Source organism: Aquipluma nitroreducens (assembly GCF_009689585.1).
Taxonomy (GTDB): domain Bacteria; phylum Bacteroidota; class Bacteroidia; order Bacteroidales; family Prolixibacteraceae; genus Aquipluma; species Aquipluma nitroreducens.
Genome location: NZ_AP018694.1, coordinates 5,546,458 through 5,562,068 on the forward strand (window position 1 = coordinate 5,546,458; position 15,611 = coordinate 5,562,068).

Annotated in this window: 15 protein-coding genes; 6 read left to right on the top strand and 9 right to left on the bottom strand. The window is 38.4% G+C overall.

Going from position 1 to position 15,611, the window contains the following annotated elements; translation table 11 throughout:
- The first annotated feature begins 1 nt into the window (after position 1).
- The 3 genes from AQPE_RS23155 (at position 2) to AQPE_RS23165 (ending at position 2,456) form a co-directional block, all read left to right on the top strand.
- Complete coding sequence (locus AQPE_RS23155) at positions 2-820, top strand: DUF4249 domain-containing protein (protein WP_318348850.1); 819 nt, start codon at positions 2-4, stop codon at positions 818-820.
- A 99-nt stretch (positions 821-919) separates the two neighbouring features.
- Positions 920-1,870, top strand: coding sequence for a D-2-hydroxyacid dehydrogenase (locus AQPE_RS23160; RefSeq protein ID WP_318348851.1), 951 nt, complete (start codon positions 920-922; stop codon positions 1,868-1,870).
- A gap of 82 nt (positions 1,871-1,952) precedes the next feature.
- The gene (locus AQPE_RS23165) at positions 1,953-2,456 is read left to right on the top strand and encodes a DUF4251 domain-containing protein (protein ID WP_318348852.1); all 504 of its coding nucleotides are present in this window, start codon (positions 1,953-1,955) and stop codon (positions 2,454-2,456) included.
- 89 nt (positions 2,457-2,545) lie between these two features.
- Here the strand turns inward: AQPE_RS23165 and AQPE_RS23170 are convergent, their stop codons facing one another.
- Entirely contained in the window at positions 2,546-2,743 is a 198-nt protein-coding gene (locus AQPE_RS23170; protein WP_318348853.1) for a hypothetical protein, read from the bottom strand.
- A gap of 266 nt (positions 2,744-3,009) precedes the next feature.
- Here AQPE_RS23170 and AQPE_RS23175 point away from each other — a divergent pair, with 266 nt between their 5' ends.
- Complete coding sequence (locus AQPE_RS23175) at positions 3,010-4,941, top strand: OmpA family protein (protein ID WP_318348854.1); 1,932 nt, start codon at positions 3,010-3,012, stop codon at positions 4,939-4,941.
- A gap of 17 nt (positions 4,942-4,958) precedes the next feature.
- Here AQPE_RS23175 and AQPE_RS23180 read toward each other — a convergent pair whose 3' ends face one another.
- The 6 genes from AQPE_RS23180 to AQPE_RS23205 all read right to left on the bottom strand — a co-directional run bounded on the left by AQPE_RS23180 (position 4,959) and on the right by AQPE_RS23205 (position 10,600).
- The gene (locus AQPE_RS23180; protein ID WP_318348855.1) at positions 4,959-5,360 is read right to left on the bottom strand and encodes a bacteriohemerythrin; all 402 of its coding nucleotides are present in this window, start codon (positions 5,358-5,360) and stop codon (positions 4,959-4,961) included.
- Between the two features lie 77 nt (positions 5,361-5,437).
- Positions 5,438-6,364, bottom strand: coding sequence for a homoserine O-acetyltransferase MetA (gene metA / locus AQPE_RS23185; RefSeq protein ID WP_318348856.1), 927 nt, complete (start codon positions 6,362-6,364; stop codon positions 5,438-5,440).
- Positions 6,365-6,526: 162 nt separating this feature from the next.
- Entirely contained in the window at positions 6,527-7,831 is a 1,305-nt protein-coding gene (locus AQPE_RS23190) for an O-acetylhomoserine aminocarboxypropyltransferase/cysteine synthase family protein (protein WP_318348857.1), read from the bottom strand.
- A gap of 17 nt (positions 7,832-7,848) precedes the next feature.
- Positions 7,849-9,201 carry an aspartate kinase gene (locus AQPE_RS23195; protein ID WP_318348858.1) on the bottom strand — a complete coding sequence of 451 codons (1,353 nt, stop codon included), beginning with the start codon at positions 9,199-9,201 and terminating at the stop codon, positions 7,849-7,851.
- A 322-nt stretch (positions 9,202-9,523) separates the two neighbouring features.
- Positions 9,524-10,183 (bottom strand): TatD family hydrolase, encoded by a 660-nt coding sequence (locus AQPE_RS23200; RefSeq protein ID WP_318348859.1) that lies wholly within the window; start codon positions 10,181-10,183, stop codon positions 9,524-9,526.
- 3 nt (positions 10,184-10,186) lie between these two features.
- Positions 10,187-10,600, bottom strand: coding sequence for a threonyl-tRNA synthetase editing domain-containing protein (locus tag AQPE_RS23205; RefSeq protein WP_318348860.1), 414 nt, complete (start codon positions 10,598-10,600; stop codon positions 10,187-10,189).
- Positions 10,601-10,698: 98 nt separating this feature from the next.
- Here AQPE_RS23205 and AQPE_RS23210 point away from each other — a divergent pair, with 98 nt between their 5' ends.
- Positions 10,699-12,930 (top strand): T9SS type A sorting domain-containing protein, encoded by a 2,232-nt coding sequence (locus tag AQPE_RS23210; RefSeq protein WP_318348861.1) that lies wholly within the window; start codon positions 10,699-10,701, stop codon positions 12,928-12,930.
- Between the two features lie 20 nt (positions 12,931-12,950).
- Here the strand turns inward: AQPE_RS23210 and AQPE_RS23215 are convergent, their stop codons facing one another.
- The gene (locus AQPE_RS23215; protein WP_318348862.1) at positions 12,951-13,748 is read right to left on the bottom strand and encodes a PI-PLC domain-containing protein; all 798 of its coding nucleotides are present in this window, start codon (positions 13,746-13,748) and stop codon (positions 12,951-12,953) included.
- A gap of 133 nt (positions 13,749-13,881) precedes the next feature.
- On the opposite strand from AQPE_RS23215, the gene AQPE_RS23220 reads away from it, so the two are divergent.
- The gene (locus AQPE_RS23220) at positions 13,882-15,030 is read left to right on the top strand and encodes a pyridoxal phosphate-dependent aminotransferase (RefSeq protein ID WP_318348863.1); all 1,149 of its coding nucleotides are present in this window, start codon (positions 13,882-13,884) and stop codon (positions 15,028-15,030) included.
- Here the strand turns inward: AQPE_RS23220 and AQPE_RS23225 are convergent.
- Complete coding sequence (locus tag AQPE_RS23225) at positions 15,017-15,538, bottom strand: nitroreductase family protein (protein WP_318348864.1); 522 nt, start codon at positions 15,536-15,538, stop codon at positions 15,017-15,019. The two genes, AQPE_RS23220 and AQPE_RS23225, sit on opposite strands and share 14 nt — an antisense overlap.
- Positions 15,539-15,611 lie beyond the last annotated feature (73 nt).

A 15,611-nucleotide genomic window follows, 5' to 3' on the forward strand; every position in this document is an offset into this window, starting at 1 on the left:
TTTGAATAAGTTTCTTTCTATATCGATCCTGCTATTGGCCAGCCTTGCGTTTTCATCGTGTGAAAAGGTGATTGAGATTGATTTGGCCGATTCAAAATCTATTATTGTGATTGAAGCCACCATAACGAGCAATAAAGAGCCATTCACGGTGTTGGTTTCGAAGACTTCACCCTATTTTGGCACATCATCATCCAATTCGGTATCGGGCGCAATTGTGAGCGTAAGAGTTGAAAATGGAAAACCCAGGTATTTTAAAGAATCGGCGCCGGGCATTTATAAATTAGAAAAGACTGTTGCACTGGCCAATTACTGGTATATCGTCGATGTGGAATATGAGGGAATTACCTATTCAGCCCGTTCGTATTTGCATGAAATGATACCAATTGCTGACATTAGTTTGGCTTATTTCGATGGCTTTGGTTTTTTCGACAGCGGTTATAAAGTAAATTGCTTTGTACGCGATCCGGCCGGAGTTGATAATTATTACCGGATGAAAATCTACGTGAATGGAAACGCGGTTACCGACGAAGGAGAAATCAACCTGTACTCGGATAAGCTTTTTGATGGCAAGCTAATTGGACTAGTTCAGCATTCTGCAGTTTTTCAGGAAAATGATAGTATAACGGTTGAACTTCAGTCCATTGACAAAGCTACTTACGATTATTTTTCGACACTCGAAAATATCTCCGGCATAGAAATAATTCAATCTGCTTCACCGGCCAACCCGATCAGTAATTTCAACAATGGAGCACTCGGTTATTTTTCAGCCTATTCTTTTGATCGTAAACCTATTATTGTCAAGGATTATATCAATAATTAATTCACTATTTCGGCTGTAATCATCTAAAGGAATATAATCCCAATCTTGGTAAACTGCATTTTTTAAATTTCCTTTATACATCATTTAAAACCTGAAACTTTGAAAATAGTAGTATTAGATGGATTTGCCATGAATCCCGGCGACCTCTCATGGGAGAATCTAAATGAATTGGGCGAATGTGTAATTTTTGACCGGACAAGACCTGAAGAAGTTCTCGGCAGAGCCGATGGTGCGGATGCACTAATTACCAACAAAGTCATCATCGATAAAGCACTAATGGCCAAGTTGTCCTCATTGAAATATATTGGTGTTACGGCTACAGGGTACAATGTTGTTGATGTTCAGGCTGCTGCTGAGCGAAATATTGTAGTTAACAACATTCCGGCATACAGTACCAATTCGGTTGCCCAATTGGTTTTTTCGCACATTCTGAATGTGGCCAATCGGGTTGAACTTCATGCCAATTCAGTAATAAAAGGCGATTGGATCAGTAGCGCTGATTTCTCGTATTCCCAAAGTCCACAAATCGAACTTGCAGGGAAAACGCTTGGAATAGTTGGATTTGGCCGTATTGGCCGCAGAGTGGCTGAGATTGGACTTGCTTTCGGCATGAAAGTGATCTTTCAAAACCGTTCAGAAAAAGCAAATTTGCCATCCGGAATTATTCAAAAAGGGCTATCTGAAGTTTTTACTGAAAGTGATTTTGTGAGCTTAAATTGTCCGCTAACTGCCGAAAATATTGAATTTGTGAACCGGGATCTAATCAAAACAATGAAGCCAACTGCGGTTCTGATTAATACCGGAAGAGGCGGACTGATCAATGAGCAGGATTTGGCTGATGCACTCAATGCCGGTCAGCTATCGGCTGCTTGTCTCGATGTGCTTTCAGCAGAACCTCCACGGCCTGATAATCCACTGATTCCATTGCAAAATTGTTTTATTACTCCACATATTGCCTGGGCAACATTTGAAGCCCGCCAACGTTTATTAAATATTACTATAGATAACCTAAAGGGTTTTATTACAGGTAATCCTCAAAATCAAGTGTAAAATCTATTGGGTTCATTTTGAGCAACCTGACGACTATGGTTATCGTAAATAAATGTAGTCTAATCAAAAAAAATCGGGTAAAATGAAAACTTTCACTACAGTTGTTATCATTACCTTGTTGCTGGCGTTAACTGGTTTTAGCCAAAATGATAAAAAAGAACTTAAAGCCAGGCAACGACTTGAAATGGCTCAACTTATACAAAGTGGACATTTTAAGTTTGTTGCACGCTCCGCCAATTCAAATTTGGGAAACTTTAATAATTTATCCTCAAATTACGATCTGACTTTTGATAGCCTTCGGGTAAAAGCTTATTTACCTTATTATGGGAGAGCCTATTCTGCTCCATATGGCGGTGGGAGCGGAGGTGTAAAATTTGATCTAACGGCAAAGAAAATTGATCAGGTTTACAATGAGCGGAAAAAGATGTTTGTGATTTCAACGGAGTTAGAAGATTCGGATGAATCGTATGCAATTTTTTTGAATACCGGATTAGATGGGTACGCTGATTTGAAAATTATTTTCAGGAACAGGCAATGGATTAATTACACCGGAACGATTGAAAAAGTAGAGACATCTGTTAAATGAAAAATAGAAAGGACCAGAAATTCTGGTCCTTTGATGCTTTGATGTAAATGTCAACCCCTTGGGAAACATTTATTTTATTTGGTTAAATTTTATTCGTCATCAAATTGTTCGTCGCTAAATTTATAATCAAGTCCATCAAGATTTTCATCAGCAAAATCGTCGTAAATAGATAATCTGCGTTTAGAACTCTTATCCTTGTGCAATTTGGTGTTTTTTATGGAATCACCATCCGTTTTTAAAGGTTCAATACCTTTCTTCGTGATTTTCAGATTCTTGTTAGTTTTCATCGCGAAAAATCTAAAAGTTTGATAATTAAAAGTTTAAAAGTTTATAAATTATAAAATTATTTGTTCGTTAAACTATGAAAAAAAAAGATACATCCATGTATTTTAATCTGAAAAATATAACCCATTATTTTTGAGGCTCTGATAATGTGATTATTATGCTACATACCTAAAAATGTATTTACTTTACGACTAAATGTATCTAAATGTTATTGGTTCACTCTGAAAATTTCTGGTAGTTTTAAATCCGTAATAGCAATGCTCCATTCATGAAAAAATATTTTGTTCTGTTCTTCATGCTCATTTATTCGTTTGCTTCAGGGCAGATTTCTTCAAGTGAGAAAAAAGCAGGCAAGCTGTTCGAGCAGGCAAGAATTGCCTATGAAAGTAAACTTTTCAATAAATCACTGAATTTTCTGGATGATGCATTGTCCCTCAATCCTGAATTTTTAGACGCTTATCTGCTTAAGTCAGATATCTACATGGATATCGATTCTGTTGGTCTTCAGATAAAAGCCATTGAAGCTGCTCTCAAAATTGCTCCTGATAAAAATTCAAAGCTATACTATTTGTTAGGGAAAGCTTATTATCGTTCCGAAAGATATCAAAATGCAAGTGATGCCTACGAAAATTATCTCAAACGGGTTGAAGCAAATACCCCTTTAGCTGTTAAAGCCCGTCAAAGCATTGATAAATGTATAGGAGCAGTAAACTTATTGAAACATCCGGTTTCATTTCAATCTGTAAATTTGGGCGATAATATTAATTCCGAAGATGATGAATACTGGCCTACAATTACGGTAGATGGTAAAACACTTATTTTTACCCGATTAGTCGGTTCACAAACAATTTCATCGCAACATCCTATCGCTCAGGAAGATTTCTATACATCAGACCTTGTTGATAATATTTGGCAACCTAGTACACCAATAAAATCAATCAATACCATTTACAACGAAGGGGCACAGACAATTTCAACAGACGGTAAACTTTTGTTTTTTACGGCCTGTACCCGAAGCGATGGTATAGGAAGTTGTGATATTTACTATTCGCGCTTTAAAGACGGAAGCTGGTCATTACCTCAAAATGTAGGCGAACCTGTGAATTCGCCTGCGTGGGAGTCGCAACCGTCCATTTCAGCAAATGGAGAGATCTTGTATTTTGTGAGTAGCCGTCGCGGTGGTAAGGGTGGAATGGACATCTGGAAATGCAATTTAAAAGGCTTTTCAACTGGGGGAACTCCAATTTGGGGGACTCCTCTCAATCTCGGCGATTCAATCAATACTCCGGGTAATGAAATGTCGCCGTTCATTCACTCCGATGGCAAAACGCTCTATTTTGCTTCTGATTACTGGCCTGGAATGGGCGGTTATGACATATTCTATTCCAGGCAGAAGAATGATTCCGTTTGGTCGAAACCTCAAAACATTGGCTATCCGATTAATTCATTCAAAAATGAACAAGGCCTGGTGGTTGATGCTGCCGGGAAAAATGCCTATTACTCTTCGGATCGGCCGGGATCAAGAGGAATGGACATCTATTCTTTTGAATTATACGAAAAGGCTCGGCCAACACCCGTTTCGTACATTAAAGGAAAAATTGTTGACGAAGATTCGGGTGCTCCGATTTGCGCCAAGGTTGAATTGACTGATCTGGAAAATTCAAAGTCGGTGATCAGGGGAGAGTCATGCTGGGAAAAGGGCGAATTCCTGATGTGCCTTCCGTTAGGGAAAGAATATGCCTTTAATATAACGAAGGAAGGATATTTATTCTATTCAGATAACTTCCAATTGAAAGAAAAGAAAGAAATTATTGATCCCTACATTCTTGAGATTAAAATGAAGAAGATAAAAGTTGGTGGGGCAGTAGTTCTTCGGAATGTATTTTTCGATACCGGATCTTTCGATTTGCTTCCCGAATCGAAAGTTGAACTTCAGAAATTAATCGAGTTTCTGAACTTGAACAAAACCGTTTTCATCGAAATAGAAGGACATACCGATAATGTTGGAAACGAAGAGCTGAATCAGAAGTTATCAGAATCGAGGGCTAAAGAAGTTTACAACTATTTGATTAATAAAGGAATTGATGACGCTCGTATGAACTACAAAGGATACGGACTTACACAACCAGTCGGTTCGAACGAAACACCCGAAGGAAGGGCACTAAACCGAAGAACCGAATTCGTGATCATAAAAAAATGAGAGAAACTAACCGGAAATTACTTTAATCCATTTTGTCTGAAACACTCAGAGTACTGTTTATCAATATCCAAAATGTGATGATCAATCCAATCTTTCAGAAAGTACAATAATTCGATCGTCAGGGTAACTTCGCCGGTTCTTAATTCAGCCTTAAAGGACGAAACCTTTTCCCTAAAATCCTGATGTTCCTTAATGTGTTCGGCAGAACCCTGAAAGTTAAATCGTTGAAAGAAAAACTCTTCTTTCTGAAAATGAGTTATAGCATATCTTTCTATTTCAGAAATAGTTTGAGTTATAATAGCATTGGCCTGCCCTTGTTTCATGGCCTCAAGCAAATTGTTTAGATGCCTGAATAATTCTTTGTGTTGATTATCAATAGACTGTATACCAACACTGTAATTTTCGTCCCATTCAAACATCCAGATTTCGTTAAAGATTAGGGAGCCAAATTTAAATTAATTTTTTGTATTCTGAACTTATGTCAATATCATAATTCTTAAATATCAAAGCATAAATTATCAAGGATGTAAGGAGTTTGCTGATAAACGTAATAATTTAGCCAATTGGAAATTAACAAATTAGCATGTCCTCTCCAACGCATCAACGGTTCGTTTTCAGGATTGTTGTCCGGATAGTAGTTGACAGGAATTTCAATTGGCAATTTTTTCTTTAAATCGCGTTTGTATTCGGTATCCAACGTGTATCTCGAATACTCGGAATGTCCGGTCACAAAGAATTGCCGGCCATCATAAGTCATGACCATATTTACGCCAGACTCTTCCGATTTCGAAACGATATTCAATTCAATTACTTTCTGAATGTCTTTTTCCAAAACTTCGGTGTGACGTGAATGGGGAACAAAGTATTCATCATCAAAACCTCTGAAAATAGGCAGGGTATCATTTAAATTACGGTGCTTAAAGACTCCAAACATCTTTTTCTCCAAAGGATACTTCGGGACACCATAGAAATGGAACAATCCGGCCTGTGCAGCCCAGCAAATAAACAGCGATGAGGTTACATGCGATTTCGACCAATCAAAAATCTCGGTCAGCTCTTTCCAGTAAGTAACTTCTTCAAAAGGAAGTAATTCAACAGGAGCGCCGGTAAAAATCATTCCGTCATAATTTTTCGATTTCAGCTCATCAAAGGTCTTGTAGAACGCCTTCATGTGGACATCCGACGTGTTTTTTGACTCATGACCTTTCATCCGGAGAAAATCAATTTCAACCTGAAGCGGAGTATTTGATAATAACCGGATCAAATCTGTTTCGGTTGTTATTTTAATAGGCATCAGATTGACAATAATGACTTTTAGTGGACGAATATCCTGATGCGCTGCACGCGATTCGTCCATGATGAAAATATTCTCTTTCTGAAGAAGTTCAATTGCTGGTAATTGATCTGGAACATTAATTGGCATAATATCAATATTTTAATTGAAACGAGGCTGTATCAAAAGTCATTGATTCCGTCATCCTGAACTTGTTTCAGGATCTCAAAGTATTGCTAACAGACCCCAAAACAAGTTCGGGGTGACTGCTTGAATATATTAACTTTTGATACAGCCTTTAGGGTTGTAAAATTAAGCAATTTGACTCAAGGCCTGTTCGAAATCGGCAATAATGTCCTCGATGTGTTCAAGACCTACAGAAACACGCAATGAGCTTGGGAATACTCCAGCCGCAAGTTGTGCTTCATCTGAAAGTTGCTGATGCGTTGTGGCTGAAGGTTGTATGATCAGCGTTTTGGCATCACCAACATTTGCCAAATGGCTTACTAATTTCAGACTGTCAACAACCTTAATTGCTGCATCTTTATCACCTTTCACTTCAAATGAAAGCATTCCGCCTGCGCCTTTTGTCAAATATTTTTGAGCTAAGGCATACGAAGGGTTGCCTTCAAGTCCCGGATAATTAACGCTTGCTACTTTCGGATGTTTTTCGAGCCATTTGGCCAGAGCCAGCGTATTTTGAATGTGACGTTCCATCCGAAGAGAAAGAGTTTCAAGCCCCTGAAGCAGTAAGAACGAATTGAACGGACTTTGTGAAGGGCCAATATCCCTCAACCCTTCAACTCGAGCTTTGATGATGAATGCAATGTTGCCAAATGGTCCGTCAGAATTGAAGATATCCCAATATTTCAGACCATGATAACCTTCTGAAGGTTCAGTAAAACCAGGAAACTTGCCATTTCCCCAATTGAAATTACCAGCATCAACAATCACGCCGCCAATACTGGTTCCGTGACCACCAATCCATTTAGTTGCAGATTCGACCACAATATTAGCGCCGTGTTCAATCGGGCAAATAAGGTAACCTCCAGCTCCAAATGTATTGTCAACAATAAACGGAATATCGTATTTCTTAGCCAACGCGCCAAAAGCATCAAAGTCGGGAACTACATATCCGGGATTTCCAATACTTTCCAAATAAATGGCTTTGGTGTTTTCGTCAATAAGCTTTTCAAAAGCTTCAATGGTAAGGTCTGCAGCTAAACGTGCTTCAATACCCAATTTTTTGAAAGTTACCGTAAACTGATTGTACGAACCTCCATACAAATAAGGCGAACTAACGAAATTATCGCCAATGCCCATGATGTTGGTAAAGGTTAAAAACTGCGCCGAATGGCCCGAAGCTACTCCCAATGCGGCAACCCCGCCTTCGAGCGCAGCAATTCGCTGCTCAAATACATCGGTTGTCGGATTCATGATTCGGGTATAAATGTTTCCGAATTCTTTCAATCCAAACAGATTTGCAGCATGTTCGGCATTGTTAAATACGTACGACGAAGTTTGGTAAATTGGAACAGCACGCGAATTTGTCGTTGGATCAACTTGCTGCCCTGCATGCAATTGCAGTGTTTCAAAATGTAATTTTCTTTCAGTCATGATACTTTATTTTAGGGTTAAAAAATCGATTTAAAAAATATATTGTGAATTTCTGTAATTGCTTTCTGAGTATCCTTTTGATCAACAATCAGATAACTCACTAAATCAGAAGCGCCAGAACCACTCAGCAGTACATTGATTTTGTGCTGAGCAACTGCCGTAAACAACTTGGCAGAAACACCATGGTGTTGCTGCATGCCGTGACCAACAACTGCGATTAGCGAAACCTGATCTTCAATAACAATTTCGCTTACCGAAGTGAGCGGTAATTGACTACAAATTTGCCTGGCTTTCTCAATTTCATTCTTATTCAGGATGATATTAATGCTCACCTGTGAGGTAATTACGGATCGAATGTTAATTGCCGATTGATGAAATGCCGTTGTTACTTTAGCCAAAATTCCGGGTTTAAAACCAACGCCAGGACCATTAAGTTTCAATACGGCAATTTCTTCGGTATGAACCACACTTTTAACCACATTGGGCGTAACAAACGATTCAGAATTGATAATGGTAGTCAACTCTTTTCCTTTGTTTTTCAGACGATAAACATGAACCGGTATATGATTGCTGATTAACGGTTCGACAATTCGCGGATGAATGGATTGCTCACTGAAATAAGATAATTCTGAAGCTTCAGCATAAGTCAGCCGTGAAATAAGCTGTGAATCAGGAACAAAAGCAGCATCCGAAGTTCTAAACTCTGCATCGAGTTCCCAAAGTTGGAGAGAATCAGCGCCAATCAGTCGGGTAATTCCAGCCGCAGAATAGTCAGCCGATCGTTTGCCCAATCTGGCCACTTTTCCTCCTGAAGTAATTCCGTATGAACCGGGAATCAGATTTATACCTTTTGGCAGCAAAGAGAGAAGCTTGGCTGATTCTTCATACAAAATAGTAGCGTTTCCGTATTCTTTAGTCACAATTAACCCAATATTCTCAGGAAAAAGGAGGTTTGAACTGACTTGGCTTTCGCTCAGAAACAGATGCAAAATGCATGCTGAAATACGCTCGGAGTAACTAATTACCTGATCTTTCAATGATAAAGAGAAATCGCCTGTAAACTCAATTCCTTTCAGTAAATTCTGAAGGTTTTTCAATTCATTAATCAAATTCTCATCGGATCTGGATGGATGAAAAACATTCAATCGCTCATTTACTTGATTCTGGATCTGATCAATTATGAAATCGGAAGTAACTGAATTGATAATTAGTGATTCGATGCCCTGTTCAAGGATTTCTAGTATTTCTGGAACGGCGGAAACAACAACAGTTTCGTCATTTTCTGATTCGGATAGAAGACTCGCGAAAGCCTCAAGAACAGGAAATTTAGATAAACTGCTTCCGCCAAATCGTACGACACAATTTGACATGAGATAAGTTTAAAATTGAAATTTGGAAGAATTTGGATTTGGGTTCGAGCCTTTAAACAATATGAAAATCACACCGCCTAAAGGCTAGCGCATTATCATAGACATAAAGGACATCATGGAATCATTGCAACCCATCGGATGGGAAACACAGGAGGTTATATTTTTTGCTGAATGATTCATATTCGATTACCTGAATTAATGACTGCAAACATAAATAGTTTTGCAATATAGACAAAGAATTATCAGAATTGTTTCGAAAAAATCAGATTAAATAATTGTTAAGTGCCATTTTTATCTGATTTTCAGCATTCTATCCTTACGCTTAAAGATGGTCTTCTCCAAAAATAGTTTTGAAGTTACTGGCAATTATTTGTGCCAACTCGTTCTCATCGATCTTTAGAATTTGCGTTGCTAATGAATAAATTTCGTCAATTGAAATGTTACGATCATCGGTTTCCAAAAACAAACGTTCAATGGGAATTGATCGAAAAATGTCATGTTTTGATTCATCTTTGAGAAGTTGTTCACCAACCGAAAAGTAAAAATCATGCTTGTTCAAGCTCGAAGTAGTCTCCCAATTGCCTCGATAACCATGAATGATCCATGGTAAATCAGATTTATTTTCTTTTTTATATTTTATCAAATCTGAATATGCCCGTACACAATGAATAATCAATGGTTTACGACGATTATTTGCAATCAGTACTTGTCGTTTAAAGCACCATTCCTGTAATGCGAAGTCTATCTCTATCAATCGATCAAGGCCGCATTCGCCAACAGCAAGCATATTTTTCTGAGCTGATGCGCGATCAATTGCCTCAAAACATTCCTCCACATTTACTTTTCCGATGTGCCATGGATGGAGTCCAGCCGAAAAAAGAAAATCCGGTTGATTGTGAGTTAACTCCTGAGCAAAAACATTCACGATCTGAGGATTCCCCGTTTTATCGGCTAAATGAGTATGTAGATTGATTAGTTGCATATTTTATAAGCTTGCCCATATTCTAGCCTGTGAAACACCCGGCGCTTTAATGTTTAAGTCAAGAAAATATCCAAACGGGGTTTGCGCAACCGAATACCCGGCATTCAAAAGCCTTTTTTCAGCCTCGTTAAATAATTCTTTCGTAAATTCAGGAGAGGCTTTTGACTCGGATAAATGTGCAAAAGAATGAAGAATAACCGAATTGGTTTCATTCTTTCTGGCAACCCATTTCAAGTGGTTAACAAGCTTTTTTTCACGAGACTTAAGATCATTTTCCTCATCTGTTTGTTCAACCTGAATAAACGACAGAATCGCTTTTGAAAATTGCTTCCCATCCAGAACTTCTTCAGTATCTTCCAGGTTTTTCTGCTGTGGAAAATAACTAAACTCGTCAACGAACATACACAATACTTTCACGTCTATTTTGTTTTAATTCATCAAATTTACTCGCTTTTTGGTGAAGTATTCCTCGATTGATAATTTATCTTAAATTTGAATTCTATTTAAACTGGAAAATGAACTTGAAAACGGCTTTCCAAACTATTGTAATTCTTCTGTTGGTAATGCCAATTGTGGTAACCGGACAAATATCCAGAGGTGGAACTCCAATTCAAATCCAGAAGTTAAAATCATATTCTTCCAATACTACTGATTTGGTTGTCATGCCAGCTGTTGATAATGTAAAAATGAGAGGATTATACAGCAGGACTGATCAAAATAAATTGAAACCATTTCGCTTTGCTTATTCCTTCGATGTATCGTTAAACCTTAATAATTCAGGAACATGGTACAATACAACACAGGTAAATGTATGGCAATTACGCATTCGTTCAACCGGTGCGTACTCACTAAACCTGATTTTTGATCAGTTTAATTTGCCTGAAAATGCACGACTTTTCCTGATCAGTGAGAACACCGGTGAAATAAAAGGGGCTTATACTTCCGACAATAATTCAGAAAGCCGGATGTTTGCTGTGGAACCGATCGAAGGCGATGAACTGCTTATTCAATATGAAGAACCTGTTAATGTCCCTTTTCGTGGAGAACTGCAAATTGCAAAGGTCGCCCACGATTATGTTGGTATTGTAACCAAAGATCATCGGCCCTTAGGTATTTCAGGCTCTTGCAATGTGAATGTGAACTGTGATATCGCCAACGGAACAGAAAATGTGCGCGATGGAATTTGTCGAATTATCATAGATGGGAGCGAACTTTGCACTGGAACTATGTTAAATAATACATCAAAGGATGGCGCTCCCTATGTCCTTACGGCTTTTCACTGTTTCCAAACCTCAAATAATTCAAAGCCATCGCAATCACAAATGGAAAAAATGGCACAGTCTGCTTTATTTCTGTTTAATTACGAATCGCCTTACTGCGGCACCATTGATGGCGATGTTAGCCATTCATTATCTGGAAGTACGGTCAAAGCATCATTCGATAGTCTCGATTTTGCTTTGGTTCGCCTCAATAACACGCCAACAGCTAATTACCGTCCTTATTTATTGGGTTGGAATCGGAAAAACATAGCGCCAAGCTCATCCATTTCTATTCACCACCCATTAGGCGATATCAAGAAAATTTCGATTGACAATGATCCTGCGATAACCGCAAAATTCAACAGTAGTTATCTGACAAATGGATTCTGGAAAGTTCTGCGGTGGGACTATGGAGTTACTGAAGAAGGTTCTTCCGGCGGTCCGCTTCTGGATCAAAACAAGCAATTAATTGGCTCGTTAACAGGAGGGTCAGCGAGTTGCCCACCTGGATTGCCCACCAATGATTATTTCGAAAAATTTGCTCTAGCCTGGGATTACAGAACGGAAAGCAGTAAACAGTTAAAAATCTGGCTCGATCCGATAAATTCGAATGTTGAGAAACTTGACGGAATGGCTTTAAATCCGCCAGAGACACATTGCAGTGCCGTTACCAATTTTAAAGAAACTGATACTCACTCAATTATTAAGATACCCGATGTAATAATTAAAAAGGGTTATTATAGTGGCTCAAATTCGGCGGGATTCACTGAATTTGCCGAACAATTTAAGTTCTCTAAAAGCTGTGAGTTATCGGGCATTTCGCTAGGTATCGCAAAAGTAAAATTGGCTACAGCAAACTCTACATCCTATATCAGTGTCAGAGTTTATGAAGGAACAGATAAGCCTGAACGATTATTGGTAGATAATGACAAATTCTATCTCAAGAATTTTTACGGAGATGCAATGAATTATCTTTCTTTCGCTAATCCGGTAAAAACAACCGGGAACTTTTTTGTTTCCTACGACATTTCTAAAATAAATGCAGGCGATTCGTTGGTTGTATACATGGCAAACCGGAAATCGGATGTAACAAATAGTTTTTTCCTCAAAAATAACTCAGCATGGTCAACATACAATTCACTGAACCTGGAAGGAAATGGTTCCGCATTACTTTCCGAACTGATAGCCTGTAATATTAATGACACGGCTTCTGTTGATACAACAAAGTCTAGCTTACTTGAAGCACGTTTCTATCCCAATCCACTCTCCGGAAATACAACTTTACATATTGAAACAATTGAAACGATTGATACCCCGGAAGACATTGCAGTTTACGATCTGCTTGGAAAAAAGCAAAATGTAACATTCACACAAACGGGATTAAATAAAATGAGTTTGAATTTCAATGGCAAAAGAGCCGGGATATATTTTATACATCTACAATCGGGTGGCAAAAAGATTATCGGCAAAGTGGCCTATCTTCCTTAATGTCGGATTGAGGGAATTGATTATTTATTTGTATCAAAAAAACCTGCCATTCGCGTCGCTTCTGATGTGGTCATAAAATCGGCCTTCGAGGTTTGAATCAGATCGGCCACAGTTTTATACGATGGACAATTAGCAATACTAATCTTCTTTTTTTGCGCATGTACCTTATCAACTAAGGCTTTAATCTTTGTGAAGTCTTCAAAAGGTATATTTCCGATTCCTTTCCATGCCGTTAATTCGTTGAAATCGACTTCAATCAACGGCATTTTATTCGGGTCGATATTTTGGTCAATATCTTTTAAATTGCCTACCAAACCCAGAAAGCTTGGCTTAATGCGGTTTATTTTGTTGAGTTGCTCCTTGTCTTTAATCAAAATGCGTAATTTCCCCTGATGTGCTGTTCCATCGATATTATATGTCAACATATCTGAAAAAGGACGCATTTCATTGGCAAGCTGTTTATAGATCTGCACGGGTTGAGTTGTGAAATTTAGGATGAGAAAAATATCTCCGGAATATCCCGGAATAATTTCATCCTTATTCTTTTTAAACTGATTGTAAAGAGGGTAGAGGTATGCTTCTGTTAAAGTTGGCAATTTGTGGTTAGCGCTGTCGGGCATAAGCGGCGTAACATAGATTTTTCCGTAGATATACATCACATCAGCCTGATAATTAAGGATCCCGCTGCCAATTGATTCCCATAGTTCGGTTTGACCGCTAAAATTGTACGATGAAATGATCGGTTTGGCATTTTTTTGCGAAAACGAGAACTGAACCGTAAGTAAAAATAAAACACCAAAAAGTATAATCTTCTTCATATAACCGAATCTTTGAGATTAGTAAAATTACTTTTTTTCGATTTTAAATCGGGAAAGTACATTATTATTTTTTACAATAATCTTTACAATTGCAATTTCTTGAGTACTTTCGGATTCCCAAACAAAAACCAAAATGATTTCTGAAAAGGCCAAAAATATAACTCCTTTTATCGTTATGGAAGTTCTTGAACGAGCTTCCGTTTTGGAAAAAGAAGGTAAAAACATTATTCATTTAGAAGTTGGAGAACCCGATTTTAATGTTCCGGCATGTGTGTTAAAGGCCAGCGAAACTGCCATGAAGCAAGGCCGGACACATTATACGCACAGCCTGGGTGATCCGGAATTGCGACAAGAGATTTGCAACACTTACCTGAAGAACTATGGCGTTCATATTTCTCCGGAACAAGTTATTGTTACTTCTGGAACATCGCCTGCCATTTTGATGGTACTTTTCGCACTTTGCAATCCTGATGACGAAATTATCCTTTCCGACCCGGGATATGCCTGTTATCCAAATTTCATCAGCCTTTCCGGAGCAAAAATGGTAAAAGTACCGGTTTACGAAGAAGATGGGTTTCAATACCGGCCTGAGAATATTTGCTCAGCAATTACCGAACGCACCAAAGCGATCATGATTAACAGCCCAATGAATCCAACCGGGAACCTGCTTTCTCCGAAAACGTTAAAATCAATCGCCGGATTTTCACCCTATATTATTTCAGACGAAATTTACCACGGACTGGTTTACGAAGATCAGGCTCATTCCATTCTGGAGTTTACCAAACGTGCTTTTGTGCTGAATGGATTTTCGAAACTGTATGCCATGACCGGACTTCGGCTGGGCTATGTAATTGTTCCTGATGAATTTGTCCGTCCAATCCAAAAACTTCAGCAAAATCTGTACATCTGTGCCAGCTCGGTTGCCCAGCGCGCCGGTATCGCTGCTCTTCGCGAGGCAGATGCCGATGTTGAGCACATGAAAAACATTTACAACGAACGACGTAAATTCATGATTAGCCGGCTTCGCGAATTGGGATTCAGGATTACCGTTGAGCCAACTGGGGCATTCTATGTTTTCGTAAATGCTCAGCATTTGTCAACCGATTCGTATAAACTGGCTTTTGACATCCTGGAGAAAGCACATGTCGGAGTGACGCCCGGAATCGATTTTGGCGAAAATGGAGAAGGCTATTTGCGTTTTTCGTATGCCAATTCTCTTGAAAATATAATTGAAGGATTGAACCGATTAGAGAAATACATTCAGGAATTTAAAGGCTTGTAAATTTCTCCCAATGTACCATCTCAGAAAAAGATTTCCGTGATTTTAGCGGAGCTTCTGAAGTTGTATAGCCCAATGGAATAAGAGCAATGGGTTCAATATTTTCGGGCAATTGCAGCTTTTTTCGGGTCATTTCAACATCAAAATTACAAACCCAGCAAGTGCCAATACCTAAATCTGTAGCCTTTAAAACCAAATGATCAATTGCAATAGCAGCATCAACATCAGCAAAATCTTTCCCATCAGTTTTTCGTTTCCATGATTGACTGTGATCTGAACAAACTACAATACAGGCAGGCGCTTCCCTAAACCAAGCTCTATGGTACACTTCATAAATATCAGCCAGTTTATCAGGATCAGTGATAACAATAAAATGCCACGGCTGATAATTTACTGCCGATGGCGCCATTCGTGCAGCTTCCAATATTTCCAAAATGATATTCCGGTCAACTTTTTCACTGGTAAAAGATCTGACTGAATAACGATTCCTTATTGCTTTATCGAGTTCCATAACTGATTGTTCTGTATAAATACTGAATGTAAAAATCAGCAAAAAGTTGAAAATATTTAAAGTATTTATCTTC

Coding starts and splice junctions, on each gene's coding strand:
- AQPE_RS23200 (WP_318348859.1), bottom strand. CDS start 10,183: ATGCAACTAATCAATCTACATACTCATTTAGCCGATAAAACGGGGAAT.
- AQPE_RS23190 (WP_318348857.1), bottom strand. CDS start 7,831: ATGACTGAAAGAAAATTACATTTTGAAACACTGCAATTGCATGCAGGG.
- AQPE_RS23210 (WP_318348861.1), top strand. CDS start 10,699: ATGAACTTGAAAACGGCTTTCCAAACTATTGTAATTCTTCTGTTGGTA.
- AQPE_RS23170 (WP_318348853.1), bottom strand. CDS start 2,743: ATGAAAACTAACAAGAATCTGAAAATCACGAAGAAAGGTATTGAACCT.
- metA (WP_318348856.1), bottom strand. CDS start 6,364: ATGCCAATTAATGTTCCAGATCAATTACCAGCAATTGAACTTCTTCAG.
- AQPE_RS23225 (WP_318348864.1), bottom strand. CDS start 15,538: ATGGAACTCGATAAAGCAATAAGGAATCGTTATTCAGTCAGATCTTTT.
- AQPE_RS23215 (WP_318348862.1), bottom strand. CDS start 13,748: ATGAAGAAGATTATACTTTTTGGTGTTTTATTTTTACTTACGGTTCAG.
- AQPE_RS23175 (WP_318348854.1), top strand. CDS start 3,010: ATGAAAAAATATTTTGTTCTGTTCTTCATGCTCATTTATTCGTTTGCT.
- AQPE_RS23220 (WP_318348863.1), top strand. CDS start 13,882: ATGATTTCTGAAAAGGCCAAAAATATAACTCCTTTTATCGTTATGGAA.
- AQPE_RS23165 (WP_318348852.1), top strand. CDS start 1,953: ATGAAAACTTTCACTACAGTTGTTATCATTACCTTGTTGCTGGCGTTA.
- AQPE_RS23195 (WP_318348858.1), bottom strand. CDS start 9,201: ATGTCAAATTGTGTCGTACGATTTGGCGGAAGCAGTTTATCTAAATTT.
- AQPE_RS23180 (WP_318348855.1), bottom strand. CDS start 5,360: ATGTTTGAATGGGACGAAAATTACAGTGTTGGTATACAGTCTATTGAT.